Source organism: bacterium (genome assembly GCA_035307765.1).
Classification (GTDB): Bacteria; Sysuimicrobiota; Sysuimicrobiia; order Sysuimicrobiales; family Segetimicrobiaceae; genus Segetimicrobium.
This window is the reverse complement of sequence record DATGHU010000041.1, coordinates 115503-142186: the sequence shown is the minus strand read 5'-3', so window position 1 is coordinate 142186 and position 26684 is coordinate 115503. Positions and strand designations below refer to the sequence as shown.

Annotated in this window: 20 protein-coding genes and 1 tRNA gene; 7 read left to right on the top strand and 14 right to left on the bottom strand. The window is 65.6% G+C overall.

Annotated features, from left to right (window positions below):
• Window positions 1-496: 496 nt before the first annotated feature.
• From VKV57_14380 to VKV57_14370, 3 genes are all read left to right on the top strand, one after another.
• Window positions 497-1330: a DUF2066 domain-containing protein gene (locus VKV57_14380; GenBank protein ID HLW61089.1), complete on the top strand. Its 834-nt coding sequence runs from the start codon at window positions 497-499 to the stop codon at window positions 1328-1330.
• 292 nt (window positions 1331-1622) lie between these two features.
• Window positions 1623-3113 (top strand): amino acid permease, encoded by a 1491-nt coding sequence (locus tag VKV57_14375; GenBank protein ID HLW61088.1) that lies wholly within the window; start codon window positions 1623-1625, stop codon window positions 3111-3113.
• A gap of 593 nt (window positions 3114-3706) precedes the next feature.
• Window positions 3707-4498 carry an SDR family oxidoreductase gene (locus tag VKV57_14370; protein HLW61087.1) on the top strand — a complete coding sequence of 264 codons (792 nt, stop codon included), beginning with the start codon at window positions 3707-3709 and terminating at the stop codon, window positions 4496-4498.
• A gap of 115 nt (window positions 4499-4613) precedes the next feature.
• Here VKV57_14370 and VKV57_14365 read toward each other — a convergent pair whose 3' ends face one another.
• A complete protein-coding gene (locus VKV57_14365; GenBank protein HLW61086.1) occupies window positions 4614-4745 on the bottom strand; it encodes a hypothetical protein in 132 nt (43 codons plus the stop codon).
• Between the two features lie 307 nt (window positions 4746-5052).
• A tRNA-Arg gene (locus VKV57_14360) sits at window positions 5053-5128 on the bottom strand.
• Between the two features lie 593 nt (window positions 5129-5721).
• On the opposite strand from VKV57_14360, the gene VKV57_14355 reads away from it, so the two are divergent.
• The 3 genes from VKV57_14355 (at window position 5722) to VKV57_14345 (ending at window position 8420) form a co-directional block, all read left to right on the top strand.
• Window positions 5722-5964 carry a hypothetical protein gene (locus tag VKV57_14355; GenBank protein HLW61085.1) on the top strand — a complete coding sequence of 81 codons (243 nt, stop codon included), beginning with the start codon at window positions 5722-5724 and terminating at the stop codon, window positions 5962-5964.
• Between the two features lie 210 nt (window positions 5965-6174).
• Complete coding sequence (locus VKV57_14350) at window positions 6175-7416, top strand: MFS transporter (protein ID HLW61084.1); 1242 nt, start codon at window positions 6175-6177, stop codon at window positions 7414-7416.
• 242 nt (window positions 7417-7658) lie between these two features.
• The gene (locus VKV57_14345) at window positions 7659-8420 is read left to right on the top strand and encodes a class I SAM-dependent methyltransferase (GenBank protein HLW61083.1); all 762 of its coding nucleotides are present in this window, start codon (window positions 7659-7661) and stop codon (window positions 8418-8420) included.
• On the opposite strand, the gene VKV57_14340 is transcribed toward VKV57_14345, so the two are convergent.
• From VKV57_14340 to VKV57_14295, 10 genes are all read right to left on the bottom strand, one after another.
• Complete coding sequence (locus tag VKV57_14340) at window positions 8417-9403, bottom strand: DUF72 domain-containing protein (GenBank protein ID HLW61082.1); 987 nt, start codon at window positions 9401-9403, stop codon at window positions 8417-8419. The genes VKV57_14345 and VKV57_14340 overlap by 4 nt on opposite strands.
• Window positions 9404-10762: a M20/M25/M40 family metallo-hydrolase gene (locus VKV57_14335; GenBank protein HLW61081.1), complete on the bottom strand. Its 1359-nt coding sequence runs from the start codon at window positions 10760-10762 to the stop codon at window positions 9404-9406. It lies immediately after the preceding gene.
• A 149-nt stretch (window positions 10763-10911) separates the two neighbouring features.
• Complete coding sequence (locus VKV57_14330) at window positions 10912-11697, bottom strand: DUF309 domain-containing protein (GenBank protein ID HLW61080.1); 786 nt, start codon at window positions 11695-11697, stop codon at window positions 10912-10914.
• 45 nt (window positions 11698-11742) lie between these two features.
• Window positions 11743-13881, bottom strand: a complete 2139-nt coding sequence (locus tag VKV57_14325) for a thioredoxin domain-containing protein (GenBank protein HLW61079.1) — start codon at window positions 13879-13881, stop codon at window positions 11743-11745.
• 410 nt (window positions 13882-14291) lie between these two features.
• The gene (locus tag VKV57_14320; protein HLW61078.1) at window positions 14292-14690 is read right to left on the bottom strand and encodes a DUF1844 domain-containing protein; all 399 of its coding nucleotides are present in this window, start codon (window positions 14688-14690) and stop codon (window positions 14292-14294) included.
• A 25-nt stretch (window positions 14691-14715) separates the two neighbouring features.
• Window positions 14716-15921: a M20 family metallo-hydrolase gene (locus tag VKV57_14315; protein ID HLW61077.1), complete on the bottom strand. Its 1206-nt coding sequence runs from the start codon at window positions 15919-15921 to the stop codon at window positions 14716-14718.
• 147 nt (window positions 15922-16068) lie between these two features.
• Window positions 16069-16956 (bottom strand): ABC transporter permease, encoded by an 888-nt coding sequence (locus tag VKV57_14310; protein HLW61076.1) that lies wholly within the window; start codon window positions 16954-16956, stop codon window positions 16069-16071.
• Window positions 16953-17909 (bottom strand): ABC transporter permease, encoded by a 957-nt coding sequence (locus VKV57_14305; GenBank protein HLW61075.1) that lies wholly within the window; start codon window positions 17907-17909, stop codon window positions 16953-16955. Before VKV57_14305 ends, VKV57_14310 begins: the two co-directional genes overlap by 4 nt.
• Window positions 17910-17955: 46 nt before the next feature.
• Window positions 17956-19491, bottom strand: coding sequence for an ABC transporter substrate-binding protein (locus VKV57_14300; GenBank protein HLW61074.1), 1536 nt, complete (start codon window positions 19489-19491; stop codon window positions 17956-17958).
• Between the two features lie 73 nt (window positions 19492-19564).
• A complete protein-coding gene (locus VKV57_14295) occupies window positions 19565-21100 on the bottom strand; it encodes an ABC transporter substrate-binding protein (protein ID HLW61073.1) in 1536 nt (511 codons plus the stop codon).
• 1015 nt (window positions 21101-22115) lie between these two features.
• On the opposite strand from VKV57_14295, the gene VKV57_14290 reads away from it, so the two are divergent.
• Window positions 22116-23132, top strand: coding sequence for a methyltransferase (locus tag VKV57_14290; protein HLW61072.1), 1017 nt, complete (start codon window positions 22116-22118; stop codon window positions 23130-23132).
• A gap of 660 nt (window positions 23133-23792) precedes the next feature.
• Here the strand turns inward: VKV57_14290 and VKV57_14285 are convergent.
• Both VKV57_14285 and VKV57_14280 read right to left on the bottom strand, forming a co-directional pair.
• Window positions 23793-24614, bottom strand: coding sequence for a sugar phosphate isomerase/epimerase (locus tag VKV57_14285; GenBank protein ID HLW61071.1), 822 nt, complete (start codon window positions 24612-24614; stop codon window positions 23793-23795).
• A gap of 85 nt (window positions 24615-24699) precedes the next feature.
• A complete protein-coding gene (locus VKV57_14280; protein HLW61070.1) occupies window positions 24700-26643 on the bottom strand; it encodes an aconitate hydratase in 1944 nt (647 codons plus the stop codon).
• Window positions 26644-26684: the final 41 nt, after the last annotated feature.

Genomic DNA, 26684 nt, shown 5'->3' with positions numbered 1-26684 from the left:
GATCCCCCCCCCCGCGCGGTTCTCGGTCCTTCCGAGGTGAGGAGGCGACGGAAGCAGCCAATATCTGGCGCACGCCGCCGGATCGGTTGCTTGACCGCCCCGTTCCCTCAAACTAGCAGGATCTACAGCAACGTAGATTTGAGTGCCTCGGGCGAGGCATCTGTCGGCGCTCTTGTGGGCGAAGCGGAGGGGCGGGACCGTTGTTTAGCAATACAACGACAATTCCGGAGTTCCAATTTGACCACACACGGAGAACCATGGGATGCGTGGAACGTTTTTGATGGAGAGGGGCAAGCATTCTATGAGCATAAGGGCGGAACGAATATCTTCGGCTCTGTTAATGGAAGGAGAGGCAGGAATCAAAGCGGAAACCTCGGCCAACGCACTCGGACTGGGTCGGCAAGAGGATGCATCCGGCGGGCGAATCGAGTGCTGAAAATGACCTTCATCGCGGGCCCTCACTTCACCCACGATCAGAAAGATGAGGGGATTGGCGATGGCGGGTGGGCATGGCCTGCATCGATGTCGTGCAATAGCATTGCTGCTCGTCTTGCTCTCGGGCGCGTTCATCGCGGCCGACACCCCGTCGGGCAGGGCGCAAGATGTGAGCGATTTGTACCAGGCGACCGCCATCGTTACCGGTACCGATATGCGCAGCCGCCCGACCGGATTCGCGCAATGCTTGCGCGAGGTCCTCGTGAAAATATCCGGCGAACCGCGGCTGCATGACGATCCGCGGATCTCCGAACTGGCTGCACATGCGGATGCGCTGGTCGCATCTTTTGACTATGTGGATCTGGATGCCGCCGTTAAGATTCATGACGACCAGGGCACTTACGATCGGCCACATAGTCTCACCGTGCATTTCGACCCGGCGAGGATCGACAAGGCGCTGGCAAACCTGGGGGAGCACCCTTGGCGCGGCGCGCGCCCTGTGGTGGTTCCGGTGCTGGCAGTGCGCGGCTTCACCGCGTCCTATCTGCTGAGCGCGGAGACCCCCGCCGGGTCCGAGCAGCGCGCTGCCTTTGCCAACGTGGCCAGCGACTTCGGGATGAAGCTGCGCTTTCCGACCGAAGCCGCGTTTGCCGCATGGGGGGTGACTCTGGGGCAGTTTCCTTCCCCGCAAACTGCATCCTCACCGGACCAAGCGCTTGTCGCCGGCACGTTGGAGTTTCGGCAGGCCTTGCCTGGTTGGGTCGGGGCGTGGAAAATGCGCTGGCGCGAAGTGGATTATGCGTGGGGAATCAGCGGCGTGAACTACGACGAGGCGTTCCGCGATCTCATTCGGGGGGTCGTACGAGTTGCGTCCGGTCACGGTGCGCCGGATTGACCGAACCTAGATTGGCGCAACCGTGGCGTCGCTGCCCACGGCCACCGACACGACGGGATCATAACGATACGCTTGACTTGGTGGGCGTCGTGATCTACCCGCTCAAATATGTCACAGCTCAGACTCAAAGGGGCTCACAAAGATCAGGCGGAGCCAGTAAGATTATGATAGAGTATTTGCGTTAATCTACCCAAGAGGCGCTGATGTGGCAGCCCGGGCCGACCAGCCCCAACATGGCTCTCCCGCACCTCGAGAAACGCTCCGACGGGACATCTCCGTCTGGGGCTCGTTCATGTGGGGGTACGCCGACGTCGGCGCTGACATCTACGCCGCGCTGGGCATCGTCGTGGCGGCGTCAATGGGGCTTGCGCCTCTGGCGTTTGCGCTCGCGGGCGTGGTGTACGTGCTCATCGGTCTCGCATACACGGAGCTGGCGAGTTCCTTTCCGGTCGCTGGGGGGGGGCAGTATTACACGGCTCGGGGCTTGGGGGATTTTTGGGGGTTCGTCGCGGGGGCAGCGCTCCTCCTTGACTATACGATAGATATCGCTCTATTCGCGGCGGCTTCCGCAGGGTACCTGAACTTCTTCATTCCGGCCATCCGCGAGTACTCTGTGACATTGGGCCCGCTCCATCACCTGAATCCGATCTGGGCAGCGGAGACGGTACTCCTCATCCTTTTCCTTATCTGGCTCAATATCAGAGGAATTCGGGAGTCGTCGTTTTTCAACGAGATTATCGGCACCATCGACATGGTGACCGAATCGTGTGTAATCATTTTAGGCTTCCTCTTCGCTTGGAAGCCCGAGCTGCTGGTGCACCAGTTCCAGACTCAACAACCTTCGTTCTCACAGTTTATGTACGGTTCATCGCTGGCGATCATTTCGTACGTTGGGTTAGAGTCGATCTCGCAAGCGGCTCAAGAGACCCGCCGCCCGGCAACAATAATCCCACGAACATCGATCGGGTTGATCTTTAGCGTACTCTTGTTCGCGATGGCATTTTCCACCTTGGGCATCGGCATGCTCCCCTGGCAGGAAATCGCCCAGCACCAGGGGGATCCCGTGGCGCTACTGGCTCACAACATCCCCCTGATTGGGGTAGTCGCCGGCCCGTTCGCGGCCATGCTCGGTGCGACCATCTTGCTCATCTCAGCAAACACGGGCGTGATGGGAAGTTCACGCCTGACTTTTTCGATGAGCGAACTGGGACTCGCAACACGATGGATGAATGCGGTGCATCCAAAGTATCGCACGCCCTACCGCACCACTATCGTGTTCTCGGTACTCGCAATCATCGAAGCCCTGTTGTCGTTCCTCACTCCTCAGGCCCTCGACACATTGGGGAACATGTACGCCTTTGGGGCAACGCTCGCCTACCTCTTGGTCTTTGTGTCGCTTGTCAGACTTCGGTTCAGCGACCCAGCCACGCCTCGCCCGTACCACGTGCCCTTCAACATCACCTGGCGTCACGGGGGCGAGACTATCCGGGTCCCAGTACTCGGGTTCCTCGGCATCGCCGGTGTGAGCATGATCCTTTTTGAAGTCATCGCCACGCACACCATCGGGCGGATTGCTGGACCAGCCTGGGTGCTCCTGTGCATCTCATATTACGTCTGGTACCGGCACCAGCAAGGTTATCCGATCTGGCGGTCGCTCGCTCGGAACTGGCCCGCGGAACAAATGGCGATCCTGGAATCAGCCCAAGAGTTTTCGCTGTTGGAGGAATACCGGTTCGCCCTTGCCGCTAGGGAGAAAACACGAACACGGCAGGCCCAAAAGTAACTCAATAGTGTACTTCCTCCAGGAGTATAAGAAACCGACGAACTGATGCCTGAGGTCACGCCACCGGGTAGGCTGGCCTCACCATCGCCTCGTTCCGGAGACCGACAAGCGCGGTACGGGCCCGTCTTCCGCTTGATGCGAACCAAGGCACTCCTATGGGGGGGCTGTCCGATAGTGTGGATGGAGGGTAACTAACATCTTCCGCAACGTGGTGCGCCCGGAGGGGTTCGAAATGACCCGCTGCTTCGAAGGCCGGCCGTAGGGCTGTCAGCAACTATCACCGAGTATCATCGACCAGCTGTTAGTGCTGTCGCTACGATTATTAAGGGTTTAGTTCCATTTGAGATAACGTCAGGAGCGTAGCGAGCTGTGTGCTATCATGAGCCACTGAAGCAAGAGCTGTAGGGGGGACAGACGATGTCGGACTTCGTTTGGCTGTTCCACACGAAGGGCGGAAAACAGCTCTTGAAGTAGTTCGTGCTTGTTCTTGGTATCGCTGTACTCATCACGGCAACGTTTCCACCGAGGAGAGGGAGCTGCGGGGAAATGCGGCGACTCTGGAACACCGGGCGACGCGGGAGGGGTGTGAATACATGAGCGGTCGGCTGGCGGGAAAAGTTGCGGTGGTCACAGGTGCCGGCTCGCGGGGTGAGGGCATTGGCAACGGCAAAGCCGCGGCGATTCTCTTCGCACGCGAGGGCGCAGCGGTCGTGTGCGCCGATCAGATCGTGAGTCGGGCTGACGAAACGGTGGCCGCGATCGTCGCCGAAGGTCGCACGGCTTCGTCGTTCGCCTGCGATGTCTCGCATCGCGAGGGCTGTCAGCAATTGGCGGCCACTGCGGTCGAGCGCTATGGGCGTCTCGACATCCTTCAGAACAACGTCGGCATCCCTTCCAACCAGAGCCTGGAGGACATCACCGAGGAAGCCTGGGACCATATTATGGGCGTCAACGTCCGTAGCATGGTCCTGGCGGCCCAGGCGGTCGTGCCGCACATGCTGGTTGGTAAGTCTGGCTCCATCATCAACATCTCATCGATCGCCGGGGTACGCGCATATCCTGCGCGCTCGACGGCGTACACGACCAGCAAAGCTGCGGTCATCGGACTGACGCTTGCGCTGGCGGGCCAGCTGGGCAGCAAGCACATCCGCGTCAACTGCATTGCGCCGGGTCAAGTGTACACACCGCTGGTCGCCGAGCGGCTTAACGCTCAGGCTCGTGAGGGTCGGGCGACGGCAGGCCTCATCAGGGAAGAAGGAAATGCGTGGGACGTCGCATGGGCGTCAGTCTTTCTCGCCTGCGATGAGGCCCGCTGGGTGACCGGACAGGTGCTGACCGTCGATGCGGGCATCACGATCACGATCCCCGGCCTCCCATACGGCTGACCGCGTTGCCCCAAGGACATTACAGAGTGGGCAGCCCAGTTGTTTGGAGCAGCGGGGTGCCTGCGCGAAATAGTCGCTTGGGTCTTTGCAAGCCCCGACCCAAACTGAATTACCTTCAGCGGGTACCGTTGTACCCCCAGAAGAAGCGGCCGCTTTCCTCATCCTCTCGCTTCTTCCACGCTATGATCCTGTCCAGACCTTCGGCGTAATACTCGATCTTCATCACCAGCACCGCGTTATCCGCCATCATTACTCCTCGACCGGTCCCTAAGTTCTAATGTCCTACGTATTGAACCGTATGACCGTTAGCGTCATCGCGGATGCCACGATACTGCACTATTCGCCCAACTCGCGCACCGGTGGACTTCTTCTTCCCTAGAGCTTGATTATTGAGCGGCCTGAGACATGGTCAGCTTTCTGGACTATGACTTGGGATACTTTAATCTGGAGACCCGAGTGCTCGAACCGCTCGAAAATCCGTTCGGCCCGAAAGTGTTACCCATGTCTTAGGTACGAAGTGTCACCTATGTCTCCGGGCTGGACCTTGATAATCTTGGAGCGCCCGGAGGGATTCGAACCCCCGACCCGCTGCTTCGAAGGCAGCTGCTCTATCCCCTGAGCTACGGGCGCGTTGAACCCCTATAGACTAGGCCTCCCCAGGCTCGTGCCTGTTCCAACAGTCCGAGGGGAGGGGCGCACCTTTGGAGGCGTCCGATGGAAACTCTACCATATGCCCTCTCCTTCTCCAAGGCCTGGGAGGCCTAAAAACGGCGGGTATGGTTGAGGGGCGATCGCCCAAAACCTTCCGCGTCTACCGGTACGGTCTTGGGAACTTCTGGACCTGGCTGAGGCAACAGGACCTTTGCTAGGCTGATAGCCTCCAAACGTGCCCCGGGGAGCGGCGGTGGGACGTGGGGAGATTTCCGCCCAGATCAACAGAAACACTACGCGTGATAGGCCCGTGGCGTACATGGAGTCGGCTGTGATGTCGGACCGCGAGCCTGCCCAACTCGGCGAGCGCAAGCCAGTAGGATGCTAAGAAGGTTGCGATGTGCAATCTCATTCGTGAACCGGCCGTGGAACAACTGGATCAATTGGACGGCGATCGTGATTCTGATTGTCCTGTCGCTGCTCCCGGCGGCCCAGGTCGCGTTGCCTCAGCTGTTCCCGAGCGGCGGCAGCTGAAATATCGGGGACCGATGAGGTCGAGAAAGGAGACGATCATGACACTTCAGGCGGACATTCGACTCTTTAAAGACACGCGGCGGCATCCCCATCTTGTTGTGCATCTGCTGTTTGACGAACCGGAGGAGAAGATGGACACCGTCAACATTCCGCGGATGCACCTGACAAGGACGGTGAAGTTCTCGCTCTTGACCCTGCGGGCATACCTGATCGTGATGGCAGGCATGCCGATCTACCACTTTCTCGATCTGGCCGGCATCCTCGGCCATCGCGTCAAATAATGCAGAGGATCTGCCGTGGGCAGCGCGCCGCGGAAGACAGGCCCGACTACCGGACCCGGTGAACCGGATATTGCTTTGAATGACCACTAAAGGAGTTGCGACACGTTGTTTGAACGTTGAGTGGCTCGAGGGTGGGTTGCGTGCACTGGGGGCCGGGTGACGAATACATTTGAGCAGGGAGGACGTGGGCCTGATGAGAAAATGAGAGCCATGCCGATCGCCGCCCGAGGGGGCCTCTATTACGGTTGGAAACTCCTAGTGGCCCTCGGCGTCATCACCATTATCGCCTACGGGACTGTTCAGTATTTCTTTGGCGTGCTGGTCCTCCCGCTTGGACGGGAGCTGGGTTGGAGCCGAGCAGAGCTGTCCCTGAGCTACTCGATCGCCCTCGTGGTCTCTGGACTGCTCGGCTATCCCATCGGCCGTTGGGTAGACCGGAAGGGCGCACGCGCGGTCCTCGCCTGCGGCTCCATCCTTGCCGGCCTCTCGCTCATTGGGTTGTCCAAGGTCGACCAGCTTTGGGAGTGGTATCTGCTGTGGGGGGGAGGGCTGGGCGTGGCCGGGTCGATGACCCTTTACCCGGTCACCTTCACCGTCGTGGCGAACTGGTTCCACCGGCGGCGGGGGTCAGCGATGGCGCTGCTGACGGTGCTGGGCGGGTTGGCGTCGCCCATCTTCATCCCACTGGCCGGTTGGCTGGTGCCGCGCGTCGGCTGGCGGGAAACGCTGGTCATCTTCGGCCTGGCGCAGTTGAGCATCGCACTGCCGCTGGCGGTGCTCGCCGTGCGGCGCCATCCCGAGGATGTGGGGCTCTTCCCAGATGGCACCCCCGCGGCGGAGGTGACGCCGACCACGCCGCTATCCGGCATCCCGCTGCGGCACGCACTGCGTCGCGGCCCCTTCTGGACCCTCACCCTGTCCAACTGCATTGCGCTAATGGGATCAAACGTCCTGTTCGCCCACCAGGTGGCCTACATGATCGGCCGCGGTCAGAATCCTACCGTTGCGGCGGCGTTGGCGGGGATGGTCGGCCTAGCGAGCCTGCCGGGCCGCTACATCTTCAACATCATGAGCGACCGCTTCCCCTCGCAGCTACTTCTTGGCATCTGCCAGGCCGTGCTCGGGCTTGGGGTGGTCCTGCTGACGGTCGCCAGCTCCATCGGCTGGCTGATCGCCTATATCATCGTCTATGGCGCTGCCTTCGGCGCCGCCGCTTCACTCACCGCCTCGGTGCGCGCCGAACACTTCGGGCGCCGCGCCTTCGGCGCAATCAGCGCCGTCCAGGGGATCCCCGCCCTTGCCGGCGCCGCCCTCGGACCTGTGATCGCGGGTTGGATCTACGATCGCTCCGGCACCTACCAGCTCGCGTTCGCCGCCGTGTCCGCGCTCTACGCAGTGAGCGCGGGGGCAATGTTCGTGACGCCGAAGCCATCGCTGATCGGCCAGGGCTGATCGCGGTCCTGCGCCGTGACCGGGGGTCCGGACGCACCGCGAAGCTCCAAGTCCCGAGTCTGAGGTCTTCCTCTCCTCGCCGTGTGGCCTTGGGTCCCAGCCACACTGCAGGCACCCGTCCCCACGGGGGCGTGCGATCTTCGGTGCGCCCGACCCGATTCCCCGAAAGAGGCTGGTGGGCGGGACGCTCCTCCCGGAAACCGTACAGGAAGCCTCTCCGCGGCAAGAGAACATCTCCACCAATGAGCATCTACCGCCGGTACGCCGAAGCATACGTCAAGGCGGGGCAGGGTCGCTGGAGCCTCCAGCTGGTGCCGTGGGTGACCGGTGTGTTCGACCGGCAACGCGCGACCCCGGCTTCTCTGGTCGATGTCGCCTGCGGCCCCGGGGAGTTTGCCATGACGATGGCGCAGCGCGGGCTCAGCGTCACGGGGGTGGATCAGTCGCCGGAGATGGTGATGATAGCCCGTCGGGGTGCGGAAGAAAAGGGCATCGCGGCGACCTTTCTCCAGCAGGACATGCGCGAGCTCGCACTCCCCACCCCCGTCGACGCCGCCACTTGCCTCTATGACAGCCTCAACTACCTGACCAGCGACGAGGATTTCAGGCGAACCCTCGCCGCGGTCGCCGGCGCGCTGCGCCCGGGTGGGTTCTTTCTCTTCGACATGAACACCATTCAGGGGCTGGCGACGCGGTGGGGCAACCGGGTATGGCTGATCCAGGACAATGAGGAGGCGCTCGAAGTAAACCAAAGCGAGTTCGACTTCGACACCGGGATCGCGACGCTCAGGGTCAACGCGTTCCTGCGCCGCGAGCGCGACCTCTACGAACGGGTGCGCGAAATCCACCGCGAGCGCGGGTATCCGGTGCCGATGATCGATGCCGAACTCGTCGCCGCGGGGTTTGAAATCCTCGGGCGGTGGGCCAGCCCCGAGTTTGCCGCGGTGACGCCGCAGACCGGACGAGTCTTCTACGCCGCCCGCCGGGCGACGGCTCGAGGCTAGCCCGGCCTCGCCGACCGGTCCTCGATCGGCCGCGGGCTGCCCTGCTCCGTCAGCAGGCCGAGGAAGGTCCGCGCGTTCCTGGCCATGTTGCCCCGAACGTGATTGTTGAACATCGCGAAAAACCGGGCGGCCCGGCCGGCGCCGCGCGCCACGACCTCCACCCACCCGCGCAATTCGTCCGTCGTGTACTCGTAGTCGTACCGCTCGTCGGTGCTGGCGCCGGCTCGATCCCACCCGGCGAGGTTGCGACCGTGGAACCGGACCACCGCCCAGTCGGAGGTGATCGCGTCCACCGTGGGCATCAGGCGGGGGAGGTCCGGCAGGTCCACCATCACATACGCCAGTCCTTCCCGCGTCAGAAATTCCAGCGCGTCGGGATGGCGCGCCCAGTCACGGTTTCGGAACTCGACCGCGAGATGGCGTCCGGGAAGCTCGCGCTTCCAGGCGCGCATCGCCTCCAGGGCATGGTCGGAGTACTTGACGCCGGGCGGCAACTGGAAGAGGACGTAGCCGAGCTTGCCGGCTTCCTCCAGGGGGGCGAGGAACTCGCGGAAGCGATCCCAGCAGGCGTTCAGGAACTCGTCGGGGACATCCTGCGCCCGGACCTCGCGGGCCTCCCGCAGCCGCGGAGGCAACAGCGCCGAGAACCCCTGCGGAAGCCTCTGCACCGCCGCGCCGTGACCGGTGAACAAGCCGAAGGCCTTCGCGTGCATGATGAATTCCTGGGGAGTCTCCTCCGCCCATCGCCGGCTGTAGGCCGAAGGGAGCAGGGCGAAATAGGACGCGTCGATCTCCACCGTGGGGAACTGCGTGGCGTAGTATCGGAGACGATCCTGGGCGGTGCGGATCGCCCGGGGGTAGAAATCGCTTTTGACGAACGACTTCTCCGCCCACGAGCAGGTGCCGACGTAGATGCGGCCCCGCACCGGCCGGGCGGCGCCGTCGTCTGCCGCCAGTAATGAAGTTTGGAACCCCTCACCCACCTAACGCCCGCCTCCCATCAGATGCATGATCATGGCGATGTGCTTGATGCCGCCGAGGTAGTCCGCGATCCGGATGTTCTCGTTCGGCGCGTGGACGTTGCTGTGCGCGTAGCCGACCCCGGAGCCGATCGTCGGGATCCCCTGCTCGCCGGTGAGCACGTGCTGGGGGCCGGTTCCCGCCATGGACGGGTACACCAGGGGCTCGCGATTGTAGATCCGCCGCACGCTCTCGGAAACGATCTTGACGATCTCGGCAGACATCGGGGTCTTGGCCGGATCCTCATTCCCGAGCGCGCGGGCGCTGATGTCGGCGAAGCCGTGCTGGGCGAGGTGCGCCCTGACCTTCTGGAAGATATCGTTGCCGCGCTGGTTGGGCACGAGCCGGAAATCCACCTTCGCCACCGCGCGGCGGGGAAGGACCGTCTTGCTTCCCGGTCCGCCGTACCCGGACGTCACCCCGCAGATCGTGCAAGTGGGTTGAAACAGATTCCGCTTCAGCAGTTCGACCCCGGAGACTCCCAGAAGGTAGCGGTCGAGACCGTAGTCCTTGAGCTCAGCCGCATCGTCCCGCAGGAATGCAATGCGGCGCAGTTGGGCCATCTCGTCTTCGGTGGGATCCACCACGTCGTCGTAGAACCCGTCGATCAGCACCCGCTCGTTCCGATCCTTGAAGGTCGACAGCGCCCACACCAGGCGCCACGCCGGATTCGGCACGATGGTGGCGATCGAGGAATGGAGATCCCGGGAGGCCCCGTGAGCCTCCAGCTCAACGTAGCAGATCCCCTTCACCCCCAGGGCCAGCACCATGTTCTCCTGGATATCGCGGGACCCGGACTCCCAGATGCAGGCATCGGCGGCGACGAGATCGCGGTGCTCCCGGACGAACGTCGGGAGATTGACGCTGCCGATCTCTTCCTCTCCCTCGACGACGAACCGGACACTAACCGGAAGTTCCCCCAGGGCGTGAAGCGTCGCGTCAACGGCACAGATCCGCGCCACCAGATTGCCCTTGTTGTCCGCGACGCCGCGGGCAAAGATCTTCCCGTCGCGCACCGCCGCGGCAAACGGCTCGCTCTCCCACTCCTCCAACGGCTCCGGCGGCTGGACGTCGTAGTGGTTGTAGAACATCAAGGTGCGCGGGGTCTTCCCCTTCACCTCGCCGTAGACGACGGGCGCGCCGCCCCCGACCGGCACCGTCCGGGCGCGCACGCCCGCTTCCGCCAGCAGCCCCTCCACCTTCTCCGCGGTCTCGGGAAGGCCGATCCCCTGGGCGGCGATGCTGGGCTGCCGGCACAATCCGCGCAGCAATGCCACGTATTCGTCCTGGTGCGCATCGATGTATTGGAGCACGCGGTCCATAGAAGCTCCTTGTCTCCTGACCGATCTGGGGGGATTATCGACACATTCCAGGACGGGAACGGGGTTCCCTGCGGGCCGATCGGTGATCCATCGCCGGCGCCGCGCCGCATCCGGGGGCGATCCCGCACCCGGGCCTCCGACGGGGCGCGCTACCGGGACGGACGACCACCGTCCGTCCGCGAGGAACCGGTCAACCCCGGAGCGGCACCCGCGCGGCCGCGCTTGCGGCGGCCCCGCGGAGGACCGTCGACGAGCGGCAGCGTCGGCCGCGCGCGCCGGCCGGGTGCCGCATCGGCGGATGGACGATCCAAGCGGCGCACGACCCCGCGCAGCCCGGCCAGCAGGGAGGAAACGTCGACCTCGCGGTGCACCGGCGAGTACGGCTCAAGCTTCGCCATCGCCTTTTGCAGAAGGGTCCTGGTACCGTGCACGTTCCCTTTTTCCATGTGATAACAGCCTGCGGCCGCCTGGACGAGGCCGTGGTAGAAGGCCCGCTCGGCCTCGGGAGCCGCGCGCCAGATGCCCTCGAGGTATTCATGACACTCGAAGAACAGGCCGGCGTTGAACAATGCCACCGCGCGCCGGATCTCATCGGGGAGGCCCGCCCGCCGCGACGATCCGAGCAGCCGACGGGCGCTCACCGCTCGGGCCGCCTGCCGGCGCAGGTAGGAGGCAAACGGCTGGAAGGGCGCGGACAGACTGATCCGATCCCCCCCCGGAGATTCGTCGAACAAACCAGTCCCGAGCAGCATCCGCGCCGCGTCGGCCGGCGCCGTCCCGGCATCCCGACCGAGGGCCGCGAGCGCGACGGCCGGATGGCTCCGGCTTCGCCGCGCGTAGGCCAGGAGCAGGGCCGCGGTCGGCGCATGATCGGGGTGCGCAATGGCGGCGAGGGCGACCTCGGCCAGGGTGTGCTTGAGCCGTACGTAGCTCATCGCGCTCGATCGCTGAAGAAATTCCCGCGCCGCATGCCGGACGCGCTACCCGACGGAGACCCGGCCGAACGCGAGGATCGTCTCGCGCACCGCCTCGGGCGTATCCGCCGGGGGCGCGCACGCTGTCGCGCTGCAGGCGAAGACCCGCGGGGCCGAGCCGCCGACCACCGGGGGAATCTCCGGTGGCAGCTGGCCGGCCGACGCCGTCGGATCGTACAGGTGCACGACGGTGCCGGGGCGGTAGACCGCCAGCGCCGCCCGATGCAATGCGCCGACCCGGGGATCGCCACGCGGGCCGACGACGACCGCATGCAGCGGAGGCTCAAGGTGCAGGTCGAGCGCGTGGATCAGGCTGGCGGCAAACAGCCCGTGTGCGGTGCCGGCCGGAGCGCAAACCCGTAGGACCCGCTCCGCCGCCTCGCGATAGCGCGCGTCCCCAGTGATCAGGGCGAGGCGATCCAGCACCAGCACAGCGACGGCGTTCCCCGCGGGCGTGGGCGAGTCCTGAGTGGGAACGTAAGGCACCCCCAACCCGAGCGGGGACCGGTCCCCGGTGGACGCGGGCTGCGCGGTATCGTAGAAGGCGCCCCACGGAGCCAGACATTCCCGGATGACGTACGCCATCGTTTCTTCGGCAAGGGCGAGATGGCGAGGGTCGCCCGTCTGCTCGAACGCGTCCACCAACGCCCGCGCCATCCAGACCTGGTCGTCCAGCAGGCCGGCCACACCGCCCGGCGCGCTCGCGACGTGGCGGAACCCCCGCCGGGCGGGCGGAGGGCCATCGGCGCCGCCGGGCTCCCGCGGAGGGGGCTGATAGGCATCGCGCACGATTCGGTCGAGAGCACAAAGCGCAGTCGCCCGGATGTCGAGCCGGTCGAACGCACGCGCGGCCTCGAGAAACGCCGAGATCATCATGCCGTTCCACCCGGTGTAGATCGTTGAGTCGACGAAGGGCGCCGGCCGGGCGGAGCGCGCGGCGAGGAGGCGCTGCTTCGCGCCGGCGATCAAATCCTGAACGGCCGCCGCCGGACGCCCCAACAGGGCCGCCACCACGTCCGGGGATTTATCGATGAACAGGACATGGCGGCGAGGGTCGTGGTGCATCTCCCCTTGTCCCTCGAGGTGGTACGCTTGGCTTGCGGCCGCGAATTCTTCGGGCGAGAGCGCGACCGCAGCTTCCTCCGGCGCCCAGGTATAGTACTCGCCGTCATCGTCGAGACTCTGGTCCGCGTCCTGGCTGGCGTAGAATCCGCCCCGGATCGAGTCCGTCAGGGTGCCGGTGACGTAGCCCACCACCCCCTCCGCGATCTCCCGGAAGAACGCGTTCCCGGTCGCCTGATAGGCGTGGACGTAATTTCGCAGCAGCTCCGCGTTATCGTAGATCATCTTCTCGAAGTGCGGCACGATCCACGACGCGTCGACGGAGTAGCGGTGGAACCCGCCCCCGAGCTGGTCGTAGACTCCGCCCCGCGCCATCTTCTCCAACGTCCGCATCACGATCGCAAGCGCCTGAGGGTCTGCGATCCGGTCGTGGCGCCTCAGCAGCAGTTCGAGTGCGCCGGTGTGGGGAAACTTCGGCGCCCCGCCGAACCCGCCGTTCTGCGGGTCGAACTGCCGCTCGATGTCGGAGACCGCACTCTCGACCAACTGCGGCGTCAGCGCCTCCTCGGAGGCGCGCGCCGCCCCCAGCCGGTGGAGGGTCTGGAACAGCTCGTCGGCGTAGGCGTGAGCCTGTTCGCGCTTCGTGCGGTAGAATTCGGCCACCGCCAAGAGCACCTGTCGAAATCCCGGGCGGCCCATGGCGTTGTCGGGAGGGAAGTAGGTCCCGCCGAAAAATACCTTACCCTCCGAGGTCAGTGCCGCGGTAAGCGGCCATCCCCCCTGGCCCGTGATCGCGCTCACGGCGCTCTGGTACCGCACGTCGATGTCCGGCCGCTCGTCGCGGTCGACCTTCACCGCGACGAATTGTTCGTTGATGATCCGAGCGATCTCGGGGTTGTCGTAGGACTCCCGGTCGATGACGTGGCACCAGTGACACCAGACGGCACCGATGTCGAGCAGGATCGGTTTGTTCTCGGCCTTGGCGCGGGCGAACGGCTCGTCGCTCCACGGGTACCAATCCACCGGTTGGTGCGCGGCAGACCTCAGGTAGGGACTCGTCGCAGCGGACAATCGGTTGGGCATGCGGACCTCCACTAGCCTTCTCCCTTATTATACCGGACGGTCCGGTGCCCGACGCGAACGCCGGGCCAAGCGGTGGGAGGACCGCCGGCGTCGGGCGATCTCAGGCCGCAGGCTCCTGGTTTTTGCGGGCGGGGAAGGATGTGCGGGAAAAAATCGGGAGGCGCTCACCGGGCTGGCTTCTCACCGTCTTCGGCCCTCGTCGCCGGTGCCTACCGCTCATCAGCCGTTCTCCGGAGTTACCCCCGAAGTACACTTGACCAGCTTTCGGCGTCCACGTGCGCGAGCGTTTGAGTCGGCTACCTTGCCAGTCGGCTTGCGCCTCCATCACTATTAGTAGCACACACCCCGCGGTCGCACAATCCGGAATCTCAGTTCGAGGGATATGTGGATTGCGTGGATAACTCCGCGGCTCATCCCGCGCTCTTCTCAACAAAATTGAGTCGCAGATTGGTCAGCAGCGTCTCCATCTCGCGGCGCGGCGGCTCCTCGATTCGCGCCCGGAGCACCTCGAAGACCGCGGCGAACGCGTCGATCGCCAGCCGCGCCTCCTCAAGATTTTTCTGCGTCTTGTTGGTGATGGGGTTTGGCATGAGGCCCATCCCCTCCCAAGCCTTCGCCGCGAGAAGGCTCAGGCTCCAGCGCAGCACCTCGACCGTCGGCAGCGCGCCCAGCGGAACCGCCTGCGTGCGATCCTGCCCGGTCTCCTCGGCCGCCTCCGCCTTGGCGGGTGTGCCCTGAACGTCCGGCTGCGGCTCATCCTGCGGGGGGCCGCCTGCCCCCGCCCCCGGCTGGGTCTCTGGTTCCGGCACCGACCTCACCTCCAGTCGCGAACTCCTAGCTCTCGTCCCCCGCATCCAGCCGCTCCAGCGCGCGGCACAGAAGCTGCGCCCCGCGGGCGGCGTCCTCCCACCCCGTTCGCTCGAATGGGGAATGACTGATGCCCCCCGCGCTGGGGACGAAGATCATCCCCGTCGGCCCGATACCGGCGAGGATTTTGGCATCGTGGCCGGCCCAACTCGACATGGTGGCAATCGGCCAGCCCAGGTCGCCCGCCGCGGCCACCACCTCCGCGCGGATCCGAGGATCGAGGGGGACCGGGGGCTCGGTCCACCCGTGTCGGTGCTCGACGGTCAGCCCGTAGGCGACGGCGCAGGTCTGTGCGGCCGCAACGACCCCCCCGCAGAGGCGGTCGAGGAGCGCGCCGTCGGCGCTCCTGACCTCAACCGTTACCTCGGCCCGCCCCGGCACGACGTTGGGGACGCCGGGCGACACGGTGCACTGGCCGACGGTCCCCACGGCCCGCCCCTCGGTCGCGCGGGCCATCTCTCGCACTTGAGCCACGAGGTCGGCCGCGCCCCACAGCGCATCCCGGCGCCCCTCCATCGGGGTCGTCCCGGCATGATTCGCCTCCCCAAGGAAGAGGAAGGACATCCGGGCGATGCCGACGATGGCGTCGACCGAGGCGAGCGGCGTGCGCTGGCGTTCGAGGATCGGGCCCTGCTCAATGTGCAGTTCGAGATACGCGGCCGGGGGCGCCGGCATCGCCCGGCGGGGGACGCCGGGGTCGAACGCCCGGATCGCGTCCGCGGCGGATCGGCCGGTCCGATCGACAAGCGCCTGGAGAGCCGGCAGCCGACCGGCGACGCCCCGGGACCCAAGGCACCCCAGGCTGAACGAGACCCCCTCCTCCTCGGCAAACCCCAGGAGCATCAGAGGGTGACGCAGGCGTCTCCCCGCTGCGCGCAGGGCCGCCGCCGCTTCGATCGCCGCGACGACGCCGAGTCCGCCGTCGAAGATGCCGCCGTTCGGCACGGTATCGAGGTGCGAGCCGGCCGCGATCGGCCGCGGTGCCCCCCCACTCCCCCCCACGATGCCGAAGAGATTGCCCCACGGGTCCACGCCCACCTCGGCCCCGGCGTCCTGCATCCAGCGCGCGCAGAGCCGGGCGGCCTGTGCGTGCTCCTCCCGGTACGACAGGCGCGTGACGCCCCCCTCGGGCGTGCGGCCGATGGCGCCCAACTCCTCGAGGCGCGCGCGCAACCGATCAGCATCGATACGTGGCGTGGAAATCGACGGGGCCTCCTGCTGTGTCCAAATCCACCAGAATGACCGCGGGCCCCTGCATCGTCAAGCCTCCGGCACGAGCGCCGACGGGGCGGATCGATTGCCGGAGCAGCGGGGACGAGCTCAGCGGGTTCGCGGGTCCCAGATCTCCCTCAGCCCGTCTCCGGCGACGTTCACGGAGAACACGGTGACGGCAATCGCCAGCCCCGGCCAGAACGACAGCCAGATCGCCTGACTCAAGTACTGCTGCGCGGCGTTGAGCATCGATCCCCAGGAGGGGGTGGGAGGCTGTGTCCCGAGTCCGAGGAAGCTGAGGGTGGCCTCCGTGATGATCGCCCCGGCAACGTTGAGCGACCCTTGAACGAGGATCGGCGCCAGGCTGTTCGGCAGGAGATGGCGCCAGATGATCCGTCGGTCCGCCGCCCCCATCGCCCGCGCGGCATCCACGTACTCCCGCTCCCGCTCGGTGAGCACCTGCGCCCGCATGACGCGCATGAAGACGGGGGCGAGGACGACGGCGATCGCAATCATCGCCTTCCCTAGCCCCGGTCCCAGGACGGCCGCGACCGCCAGGGCGAGGATCAGCTGCGGGAAGGAGAGCATGGCATCGGTCAACCGCATCAAGACGTCGTCCAGCCGTCCCCGATAAAACCCCGCCACGATTCCGAGCGGCAGCCCCGCGGCGATCCCCAAGGTCACCGAGACGAGCCCGGCTTCGAGCGACGCGCGCGCGCCGAAGATCACCCGGCTCAAGACGTCCCGCCCCAGCTCATCGGTCCCCAACCAGTGCTGCGCGTTGGGCGCCAGCAAGGTGGCGCCGAAGTCGGTCTTGACCGGGGAGGCCGGGGCGACCCAAGGGGCGAGGATGGCCATCAACACGATCGCGACAAAGGCGACGAACCCCGCGAACGCAAGCCGGTTTCGGGCGAACCGCCGCGCCAGGTGCTGCAGCCCGCGCCGCTCCCGGGTCCGGCCCCTAGGCCGGGGCAGCGCCTCCACGGCAACCGTCACGTGCGCCCCCCGGCGAGCTTGATGCGCGGATCGATCAGCGAGTAGACGATGTCCACGAGCAGGTTGATGAGGAGGATTGAGAACGCGCTAAACAGCACCACGCCTTCCAGCATCGGATAGTCGCGCCCGTAGATCGACTCCAGCGCCAGCCGGCCCAGGCCCGGCAGGGAAAAGATCGTCTCCGTGATCACCGCGCCGCCGAGGAGGGTGCCCATCTGGATCCCCATCACCGTGATCACGGGTATCAGCGCGTTCCTGAGGGCGTGCCGGATGAGGACCACGCGTCCGCCGAGCCCCTTGGCGCTCGCCGTCCGGACGTAGTCCGCGTTCAGCACCTCCAGCATGCTGCTCCTGAGTTGCCGCATCACCACCGCGGCGAGCACGACCCCCAGGACGAACGCCGGCATCACGATCGTCTTGAGGTTGCGGGCGGGATCCTGGGTGAAGGAGACGTATCCGGAGGCGGGGAGCCAGCGCAGGTGCACGGCGAACAGGTAGATGAGCATGATCCCGAGCCAGAAGGTCGGGAGGCTGAGCCCCGTCAGCGCCGCCGCGGAGACGGAGTAGTCCACGGCGGTCCGCCGCCGCCACGCCGCGAGCACCCCGGCCGGGATCGCGATCGTCCACGCGATGATCAATGCCCCGGCCGTGAGCTCCCCGGTCACCGGCACCTTCTGAAGGACCGTCGCGAGGACCTTCCGGTTGTCCTTGAAGGAATGGCCGAAATCGCCGCGCAGCATCCCCCCCACCCAGCGGAGGTACTGCACGTAGAGGGGGCGGTCGAGTCCCATCTCGTGGCGCAGCGCGGCGAGGGCGTCGGGGGGTGCCTCCTCTCCGAGGAAGAGCCGGGCGGCGTCGCCCGGCACCAGGTTGATGAGCACGAAGATGATGACGCTGACGAAGAACAGCACGGGGATCGTCTGGAGGAGCCGGCGGGCGATGAACCGGATCACCCCAAGGCCCTCCGCGGGGCTGTCGCCGCCGGCCTCGCTGCGCCCGTCATGGCGAGAGCCATGCGGTCCGAAAGCGCATCATGCCATCGGGCACCTGCACGAAGCCGTGCACCCGGGTGGAGACCAGCTTGTATTCCTTGGGGAAGTGCGTCCAGAGATAGGGAAGATCGTCGGCGAGGATTTTCGTCACCTCACCGTACGCCCGCGTCCGCTGACCCATGTCGTTGAGGAGCCGGGCGGCATCGAGCAGTTCTTGCACCTTCGGGTTCACGTACCCGGCGTAGTTGAATGAGCCGATGCCGGACTCGGTGACGAACGGAAACACGTCGAAGTCCGGATCGGGCCGCCCGCTCCACCCAATCTGGCCGGCCTGGTGTTGCAGGTGGGCCATCGTATCCAGCATCGCACCGAACTCGATGATCTGGATCTTGGCTTCGATCCCGGCCTCGGCGGCCATCGACTGAATCGCCTGGGCGAGCTCTTGATCGGTCTGCCCCGGCAGTGCCAGCAGCGTAAACGCGAACCCCCCCGGATGGCCGGCGGCTTGGAGTTTTTCCCGGGCCAGCGGGAGGTTGCGGGGCGGGATCTTCCACGCGGGGTCGTGCGCCGGCGTCCCGTTCGGGAAGAACGAGAACGCCGGGTACGCCGCCCCCTGCAGGACGACGCTCGCCAGCGCGTTCCGATTGATCGTCGCGTTGAGCGCCTGGCGGAGGAGCTTGTTGTCGAACGGCGGCTTGGTCACGTTCAGCCAGACGCCGTACCACTGGAACGCGCCGCGCTCGAGCAGCCGAAACCGGGCGGCGGGCTGCTTGGCCTCCTCCGCCAGCTGCTTGATCTGCGGCAGCGGGACGACGTTGATGATGTCGACGTCGCCGGATTTCAGGTTCGCGACGCGGGCGTTGTCGTCGACGATCGGCCGGTAGACGATCCGGTCGAGGAGGGGCAGGCCTCCCTCCCAGTAGTCGGGGTTGCGCTCCAGCGTGATGTGGTCTTGAGGGATCTTTTCCACGAACCTGAACGGTCCCGCGCCGACGGGGTGCAGGGCGAAGTTCGCCCCCTCCTTCCGCGCCGCGGTGGGGGACACCATCATCCCCGCGCGGTCGGTGAGGACGTAGAGCAGCGGGCTGTAGGGGCGCTCCAGGGAGATCTGCACCGTGGTGGGGTCCACGGCCGTCACCTGTTGGATCGGGCCGATCTCGCTGCGCCGGGCGGAGGGGAACTTCGGATCCTGCATCCGCTCGAAGTTATAGGTCACCGCCCCGGCATCGAACGGGGTGCCGTCCTGAAACTTCACGCCGGTCCGGAGCTTAAAGGTCACGGTTTTGCCGTCCGGGGCGATCGTCCAGACCGTCGCCAGCATCGGCACGACGCGGAGGTTTTCGTCGGTGTCCACGAGCTTATCGTAGAGGCTCTGGAACACCTGACGGTCGACGGCCGCGGTCGAGCGGTGGGGATCCATGTTCGGGGGGTCCCGGTCCAGCGCGGCCCGCAGGGTCCCCCCGCGCCTGCCCTGCGCGGACGCAGTGACGATGAGCGCGGCCACGATCGCCACGCCGAGCCACCCTGCCCTCCATCTGCGCATCGTCAGATCCCCCCAGACGATGGGCGCATGCGGGTCACCGCAGGCCGCCGGCCCTCCCGGTCCGCCCCGGCCTCTACGGCGAGAGCCACACCGTCCGAAACCGCATCATCCCGTCGGGGACATGCACGTAGCCATGCACCCGCGTGCTGATGAGCTTGTACTCCTTCGGAAAGTAGAGCCAAATATACGGCAGGTCATCGGCGAGCGTCTGCGTCACTTCCTTGTACGCACGGCGCCGCTGGGTCATGTCGTTGAGCAGGCGCGCGGCGTCCAGCAGGGTCTGGACCTGAGGATTCGTGTACCCGGCGTCGTTGAACGAGCCGATCCCGGACTGGGTGACAAATGGGTAGACATCGAAGTCCGGGTCCGGCCGACCGCTCCACCCCAGGAGCGCGGCCTGGTGCATCAACGTGTCGGTCTCGTGCAGCATCGTCCCGAACTCGACGATCTGGAGCTTGACCTGGATCCCGGCGTCGGCGGCCATCGACTGGACGGCCTGCCCCAGCGCGCCCGCCACCTCCCCCGGGACGATCAGCAGCGTGAACTCGAACCCATTCGGGTGCCCCGCGGCCTGAAGCTTCTCCTTCGCCAGCGCGATGTTGCGCGGGGGGATCTTCCACGTCGGGTCGTACGCCGGGGTCCCGTTGGGGAAAAATGAGTAGGATGGGTACGCCGAGCCCTGGAGGACGACGTTCGCGATCACGTTCCGGTCGATCGTCGCGTTGAAGGCCTGGCGCAGCAGCTTGTTGTCGAATGGCGGTTTGGTCACGTTGAGCCAGATCCCCTGCCAGGCGAAAGCCCCGTGCTCGAGCAGCCGAAACCGGGCGCCGGGCTTCTTCGCCTCCTCCGCCAGTGCCTTGACCTGCGGCGGCGGCACGATATTGATGATGTCGACGTCGCCCGATTTCAAGTTTGCGACGCGGGCGTTGTCGTCGGGAAACGGGCGGTAGATCACGGTGTCCAGCAGGGGCTCGCCCTTCACCCAATAGTTGGGATTGCGCTTGAGGGTGATGTGGTCTTGGGGGACCTTCTCCACAAACATGAACGGCCCGGTGCCGACGGGGTGGAGCGCAAAGTTCGCCCCCGCCTTCTGCGCCTCCGCGGGCGAGACCATCATCCCCGCCCGATCGGTGAGCACGTAGAGCAGCGGGCTGTAGGGCTTGTCCAGGGTGAGCGCGACCGTGTCGGGGCTGACGACGGTCACTTTCTGCACAGGCGCGACCTCGCTCCGACGGGCGGAGGGGAACTTCGGGTCCTGCATCCGGTCGAAGTTGTACTTGACCGCCTCGGCGTCAAACGGCGTCCCGTCGTGGAACTTGACACCCTGGCGGAGCTTGAAGGTGACGGTCTTGCCGTCGGGACTGATCGTCCAGGAGGCTGCGAGCATCGGGACGATCTTGAGGGTGTCGTCGGTGTCCACCAGTTTGTCGTAGAGGTTCTGAAAGACCTGCCGATCCACGGCGGCGGTCGAGCGGTGGGGATCCATGTTCGGCGGATCGGCATCGAGGCCGGCCCGCAGCGTTCCCCCGCCCTTCCCCTGGGCAAAGGCCACGGCCATGAGGCCCACCACCATCGTTGTGGCTAGGAGCAGTCCCCCCCATCGTCGCATCCCGTCACCTCTCCTTCCGGCAAAGCGCGTGGTGGTATTCACGTTACGGGTACGGAAACCTTCCGCCCGGTCCGTGGCATCCCCTGTCATCCCTACGATCAGAACATCAAAATCGGTCCTCGCCCCTGTGTGGGGCCTGTATCAAGGGCCAGCGGGGAGGTGGGGTTGAAGAGACCGTAGGGGCAAATCGGGCACGGGACGGGCCGGGATGTGGCGGGACCATGTTTTCGTGGGCTGATTTTTCGTCTGATACGGTTGTGTCGTCAAGTCGCTCCGGTCGCGGTTGCGCGAGCGAACCAGGTGGCCGTACCGGTCGAGGGTGAACGCGGCTGACGCGTAGCCCGCCTGCTCCTTCACGTACACACTGTGAATATATCGCTATGCTTACTCTGAAGCAGTGCGATCCTCGTATCCGTTTTGAAAGGTACGACGCTTCCGACGATTCCGGCTACCAAAACCTCGACCTTCTTTCGATCAAACGTGACCGCCCCAAGGCCCGAGAGGAATCCAATCGTGGGCCAAAAAATCTCGTCTCGCATTAAGAGCCGATTGATAACCCGCCGTCCAGAGTATCGTACTTGAAGGGCCATTCATCCGTAGGAGATCTTCGATAGTCATCGTTAACGTCCGCTTCCCTATCCGAACGCCAGGGACGATGAGTTGTCATCAGGGGTCTGGGATACAGCCGGAGCAACCAGCAACAGGAGTGACAGAAGGACCAGGACGCTTGTCTTCATATTCTCCACCCCTTTGGTGTCGTCCAACTCATTATCAAAGAGCCCATGTTCACGCAGACCGTGGCCCGAGCCTTCTGTCGCCTTGGCCTGGACCCGCGGGGCGCAGACCCGCGGCCTCGTCAGTCGGTGTCCATGCTCCTCCAAAAAGCCGATGCCATGTTCTCGACCCCCGACTGGACGCCCATCCGTGTACAACTCGGGCCACGCAAGGAGGAGTACATAGGCCAGACAGATATCACGTGAGGTCCTTGGTGCATCTCAGGAAGGGGGGCGCGACGATGGACACGGGCGACCGGAGGCCATCCGCTATACTTCTAGACTTGGTCAACGGATTCAGAGTATCGCAGGCCATCCAGGTCGCCGCAACGCTCGGAATCGCCGACCTCTTGAAGAACGGCGCGAGAAGCAGCGATGACCTCGCTGCGGCGACCGGTACCCACCCGCGTTCGCTGTACCGGGTGCTCCGCGCGCTCGCCAGCGTTGGGGTCTTCCGGGAAGACGCGGACCGCCGCTTCTCCTTGACCCCGGTCGGTCACTGCTTACGGTCCGACGCGCCCGAAACAGTCGCTCCGTTTGCTGTCTACATCGGCCAGGCGGAATACAGACAAGCGTGGGGACACCTTCTCCACAGCGTACGGACTGGGGAAAACACCTTCCGCCACGTCCACGGCATGAGCCTGTGGGAGTACCACGCGCGCAATCCAGAGGCAGGGGCAATCTATGACCACGCGATGACAAGTCTGTCCCGCGGCGTTACCGATGCCGTCCTCAGCGCCCACGACTTCAGACAGTTCGCGTGCGTGGTAGACGTGGGTGGGGGGCACGGTGCGCTCCTTGCGGCGATCCTGACCAAGCACCCGTCGATGCGTGGTGTGCTATTCGACCAGCCACGGGTGGTGGCCGGTGCCAAGCAGGTGCTGCGGGCTGCCGGGGTCGCCGATCGCTGCCAGGTCGTTGGCGGGGACTTCTTTGAGGCCGTCCCTAACGGCGGCAACGCATATGTGCTGAAGAGCATTCTTCACGACTGGGAGGACGCGCAGGCGACGGCCATTTTGCGGACGTGCCGTGTGGCGGTCGGGCCGAACGGGACGTTGTTGGTCATCGAGCGAGAGATCAACCCTCCGAACGAAGGGCCGATGGCCAAGTTCAGCGACCTGAACATGTTGGTGTCACCTGGAGGACGAGAGCGCACGCACGACGAGTGGGCAGCCCTCTTTGCCGCAGGCGGATTCCGATTGGTGGGCGCGACCCCGACCGAAGCCGGGCCGTGCGTCATCGAGGGCGTCCCGGCTTAGCGGGGACGATCTTCATGAGTTGCCTCCCACTCCCGCCCATTGGGTACGGCCCACCTGGTCGTAGAGGTGGAATACCGGCAACGGCTGAAAGACGGCCTGCTTCACGCGGCCTTGAGGGGGCTCAGGCCTGAGAAAAAGCCGGGGCTGATTCGGCGCTCTCCCATGAGCGAACGCGGCCCCTATTCGAGGACTCGTCACGGTAGCGCTACTTTTCTCGGGAATGCGCGCCTGGGGCGTGAGCCGACGTCTCCCATGCCCGTCGTGTGTCAGCGCTTTCGCCTGCTCCATGTCGTGGTCAAGGACCCCTCGGGAGGGGGACGATGATTGACACCGTCTCTCCGACCTGAAGCGAGCCCTGCGCTGGCTCCGGGCGCAGAAGTCGGTCGGAAGCATGAGTAGCAATGCCTTCATGCGTCGGCCCTTGGCGGCCTGCCCCCGACACACGCACAAGGTTTGACAGGCTCTCGATCTTTTCGAATGGCACAGCCCCTGCAGCAGGCATAGGACGTTCAAGCCCCGGATCGTCGTCGTCACGCAGGTAGTAGACGAATCCGCGGTACTGCGGTCTAGGATGTGGAACCTCCATCAGCGTGTTCTGCACAGCGCGCGTGCGTGTAACGATCTGCGCACGATCGGGCGTGTCATCCGAAGGGATCGGGGTTATCCGAAATGCTGCCGGCAGAATCCGATCGCCCGGCCCAGCCGCTCCCGGACGCGCGCGTCGTCCCCGGCCCCCGCCGAATCGGGGTCGAGCTCGACCACGATCGCCCCCGCGAACCCATGCCGGTGGAGCGCGCGGAGAAAGGGCCCCAGCGCCAGCGACCCGTCGTCCGGGAGGCGGTGCTGCCGTCCGTTGTAGTTGGAGAGGTGGACGTGGGTCACGCGATCGGCGAGCACTTGATAGGTATCGAGCAGATCGACCCCCCAGGTTCCGATGTGGGTCGTGTCCAGCGTCAGCGCGGGGAAGTGCCGGAGGTCGCGGATCTCATTCAGGTCGAACAGGTTGACGGTCCGGAACCCCAGCCGGTGGCGCGGCATGTTTTCCACCGCGACGGTGATCCCGATCCCGGCGCCATAGGCGTCCAGCTCGCCTCGCAGCCACCGGTGGTAGCGGGTCACCTGCCTGAACGGGGTGAGCACAGACACGTTAAGGTAGGGCGGATAGCGCAGCGTCACCCATCGATAGCGCACGGGCGGATGCACCACCACCGTGCGGGCGCCGACCGCGCGGGCGAGATCCACGGTCCGGGTCAGGCGCTCGACCTCGTCCCTTCTGCCGTCCGGCCCCGGCCGGAACGGCGCGTGGAGACTCAAGATCGGAATCCGCACGGTGCGTGCGAGTTCCGTCAGGTACGCCGCGTCCTGGGTGTCCCAGCGGTCGTCGACCATGATCTCCAAGCCGTCGAACCCCGCGTCCGCCGCCAGGTGTGCCGCCCGGGCGAGCCCGTACGTATACAGCGATCCGGTCGAGAACGCAATCATTCCTCAGCCCGCCTCGGCCGCGCCCGCCGGGCGGACGTGGGCAGCCGTCGCCCGCGCCCCGCTCCGCGCCGTCGGAACGCTCCGCCTAGTGGATTGGATGCGCCTTGGTGTAGGCGAGCTTTCCCCCAGCCAGCAGGTAGCCGCGCTCCCGCGTGTTCAGGTTGAGGGCGACGGGAAACGCGGTACCCTGGGTGACGTTCTTCACCTGGACGGTGTCCGCGCCGGACTCGACCTGACGGCGCAGGCCGGGGACCTCGAGGACATCGCCCTGCCGCACCCGGCCGTGGTCGGCCGGATCGACGAACGTCATGGGCACGATTCCCCAGTTGATCAAGTTCGCCAGATGGATGCGGGCGAAGTCCTTCACGATCACCCCCACGACCCCCAGGTACATCGGCGCGATCGCCGCGTGCTCGCGGCTGCTGCCCTGCCCGTAGTTGCTGCCGCCGACGATGAACCCACCCTTCTTGGCTTTGGCCCGGGTCGGGAACTCGGGGTCGACGCGGTTGAAGACGTAGTCGGAGAGCTTGGGAATGTTCGAGCGGTAGCGGAGGATCTGCGAGCCCGCCGGCATGATGTGGTCGGTGCTGATGTTGTCGCCGAGCGCGATCAGCACCTCGCCGCGAAGCGTCGCCTCGAGCGCGCCCTTCAGCGGGATCACCTGGATGTTGTCGCCCTTGACCACCCTGACCTTCGGCGCCTCCGCCTCCGGGGCGGGAGGGACGAGGCTGCTGTTGTCCTGGTCGATCCCCGCCGGTTCGTGCTGTCCCGGCGCGGGGATCCCCAGCTTCCGAGGATCGGTGATCACGCCGGCGATCGCCGTGGCCGCGGCAACCTCGCTCGACGCGAGGTAGACCTCGTCGTCTTTCTGGCCGGTCCGCCCCTTGAAGTTCCGGTTGATGGCGCGCAGCGCCTTCATGCCCTTCGCCGGCACATGCCCCACCCCGATGCAGGCCCCGCAGGTGGCCGCCTCGACGTTCACGCCGGCGGCGATGAGGTCCGTCAGCAACCCCTCTCGGGCCAGCAGTTCGAGGTCCAGACGGCTGCTGGGATGGATGAAGAAGGTGACGTCGGGGTGGACCTTGCGCCCCCTGACGATCTTGGCCACGGCCTGGAGGTCCATGTACGAGCCGTTGGTACAGGACCCCACCATCACCTGGTCCACCTTCACCCCCTCGGCCTGGGAGATGGGGACGACCTTGTCCGGGTTGCTGGGGAGCGCCACCAGCGGCTCGATCGTGCCGAGATCGATCTCCATCGACTCGTCGTATCCGGCGTCCGGATCCGGCAGCATCTCCCGCCAGTCCTTCTCCCGCCCGATCCGCCGCATATAGTCCCGGGTGACCCCATCGGAGGGGAAGACCGAGGTGGTCGCCCCCAGCTCCGCGCCCATGTTGCAGATGGTGATCCGTTGCTGAACGTTGAGGTGCTGAATCCCGGGCCCCACGTACTCGAAGACCTTGCCGAATCCGCCCTTCGCGGTTTTCCGGCGCAGCATCTCGAGGATGACGTCCTTGGCCGTCGACCACGGCCGAAGCGCCCCGGTCAGCTGGACCCGGACGACGGACGGCGTGTCGAAGTAATAGGGGCCGCCCCCCATCGCCACCGCGACGTCCAGCCCGCCGGCCCCCATCGCATAGACGCCCATCCCGCCGATGTGCGGCGTGTGGCTGTCCGCCCCCAGCGCGGTGTCGCCTGGACAGGCGAAGTGCTCCTGGTGGATCTGGTGGCCGATCCCGGCGCCCGGCTTGCCCCACCACATCCCGTATCTGCGCGCCGCGGTCGAGAGATAGACGTGGTCCTCGGTGTTCTCCTCGCTCACTTGCAGCACGTTGTGGTCGCCGTAGACGCAGGCGATCTTGCACCGGATCCGCTCGAGAGCCATCGCCTCAAAGTGCAGCACCGCCGCGGTCCCGGTGATGTCCTGGATCAGGATCTCATCCACCCGAATCCCGATCTCCTCGCCCGCGGCCAACCGGCCGTCCACGAGGTGTGCCTTCAGAATCTTCCGGGTCAGAGTCTCGCCCATCGACCTCCCCCTCATGACACCCTCAGCGCTCCCTCCCCCAC

Excerpts from the sequence above, each read along its gene's own strand:
- VKV57_14380 (HLW61089.1), top strand. The coding sequence starts at position 497 with ATGGCGGGTGGGCATGGCCTGCATCGATGTCGTGCAATAGCATTGCTG.
- VKV57_14375 (HLW61088.1), top strand. The coding sequence starts at position 1,623 with ATGTGGGGGTACGCCGACGTCGGCGCTGACATCTACGCCGCGCTGGGC.
- VKV57_14370 (HLW61087.1), top strand. The coding sequence starts at position 3,707 with ATGAGCGGTCGGCTGGCGGGAAAAGTTGCGGTGGTCACAGGTGCCGGC.
- VKV57_14365 (HLW61086.1), bottom strand. The coding sequence starts at position 4,745 with ATGGCGGATAACGCGGTGCTGGTGATGAAGATCGAGTATTACGCCGAA.
- VKV57_14355 (HLW61085.1), top strand. The coding sequence starts at position 5,722 with ATGACACTTCAGGCGGACATTCGACTCTTTAAAGACACGCGGCGGCAT.
- VKV57_14350 (HLW61084.1), top strand. The coding sequence starts at position 6,175 with ATGCCGATCGCCGCCCGAGGGGGCCTCTATTACGGTTGGAAACTCCTA.
- VKV57_14345 (HLW61083.1), top strand. The coding sequence starts at position 7,659 with ATGAGCATCTACCGCCGGTACGCCGAAGCATACGTCAAGGCGGGGCAG.
- VKV57_14335 (HLW61081.1), bottom strand. The coding sequence starts at position 10,762 with ATGGACCGCGTGCTCCAATACATCGATGCGCACCAGGACGAATACGTG.
- VKV57_14330 (HLW61080.1), bottom strand. The coding sequence starts at position 11,697 with ATGAGCTACGTACGGCTCAAGCACACCCTGGCCGAGGTCGCCCTCGCC.
- VKV57_14325 (HLW61079.1), bottom strand. The coding sequence starts at position 13,881 with ATGCCCAACCGATTGTCCGCTGCGACGAGTCCCTACCTGAGGTCTGCC.
- VKV57_14300 (HLW61074.1), bottom strand. The coding sequence starts at position 19,491 with ATGCGCAGATGGAGGGCAGGGTGGCTCGGCGTGGCGATCGTGGCCGCG.
- VKV57_14295 (HLW61073.1), bottom strand. The coding sequence starts at position 21,100 with ATGCGACGATGGGGGGGACTGCTCCTAGCCACAACGATGGTGGTGGGC.
- VKV57_14290 (HLW61072.1), top strand. The coding sequence starts at position 22,116 with ATGGACACGGGCGACCGGAGGCCATCCGCTATACTTCTAGACTTGGTC.
- VKV57_14285 (HLW61071.1), bottom strand. The coding sequence starts at position 24,614 with ATGATTGCGTTCTCGACCGGATCGCTGTATACGTACGGGCTCGCCCGG.
- VKV57_14280 (HLW61070.1), bottom strand. The coding sequence starts at position 26,643 with ATGGGCGAGACTCTGACCCGGAAGATTCTGAAGGCACACCTCGTGGAC.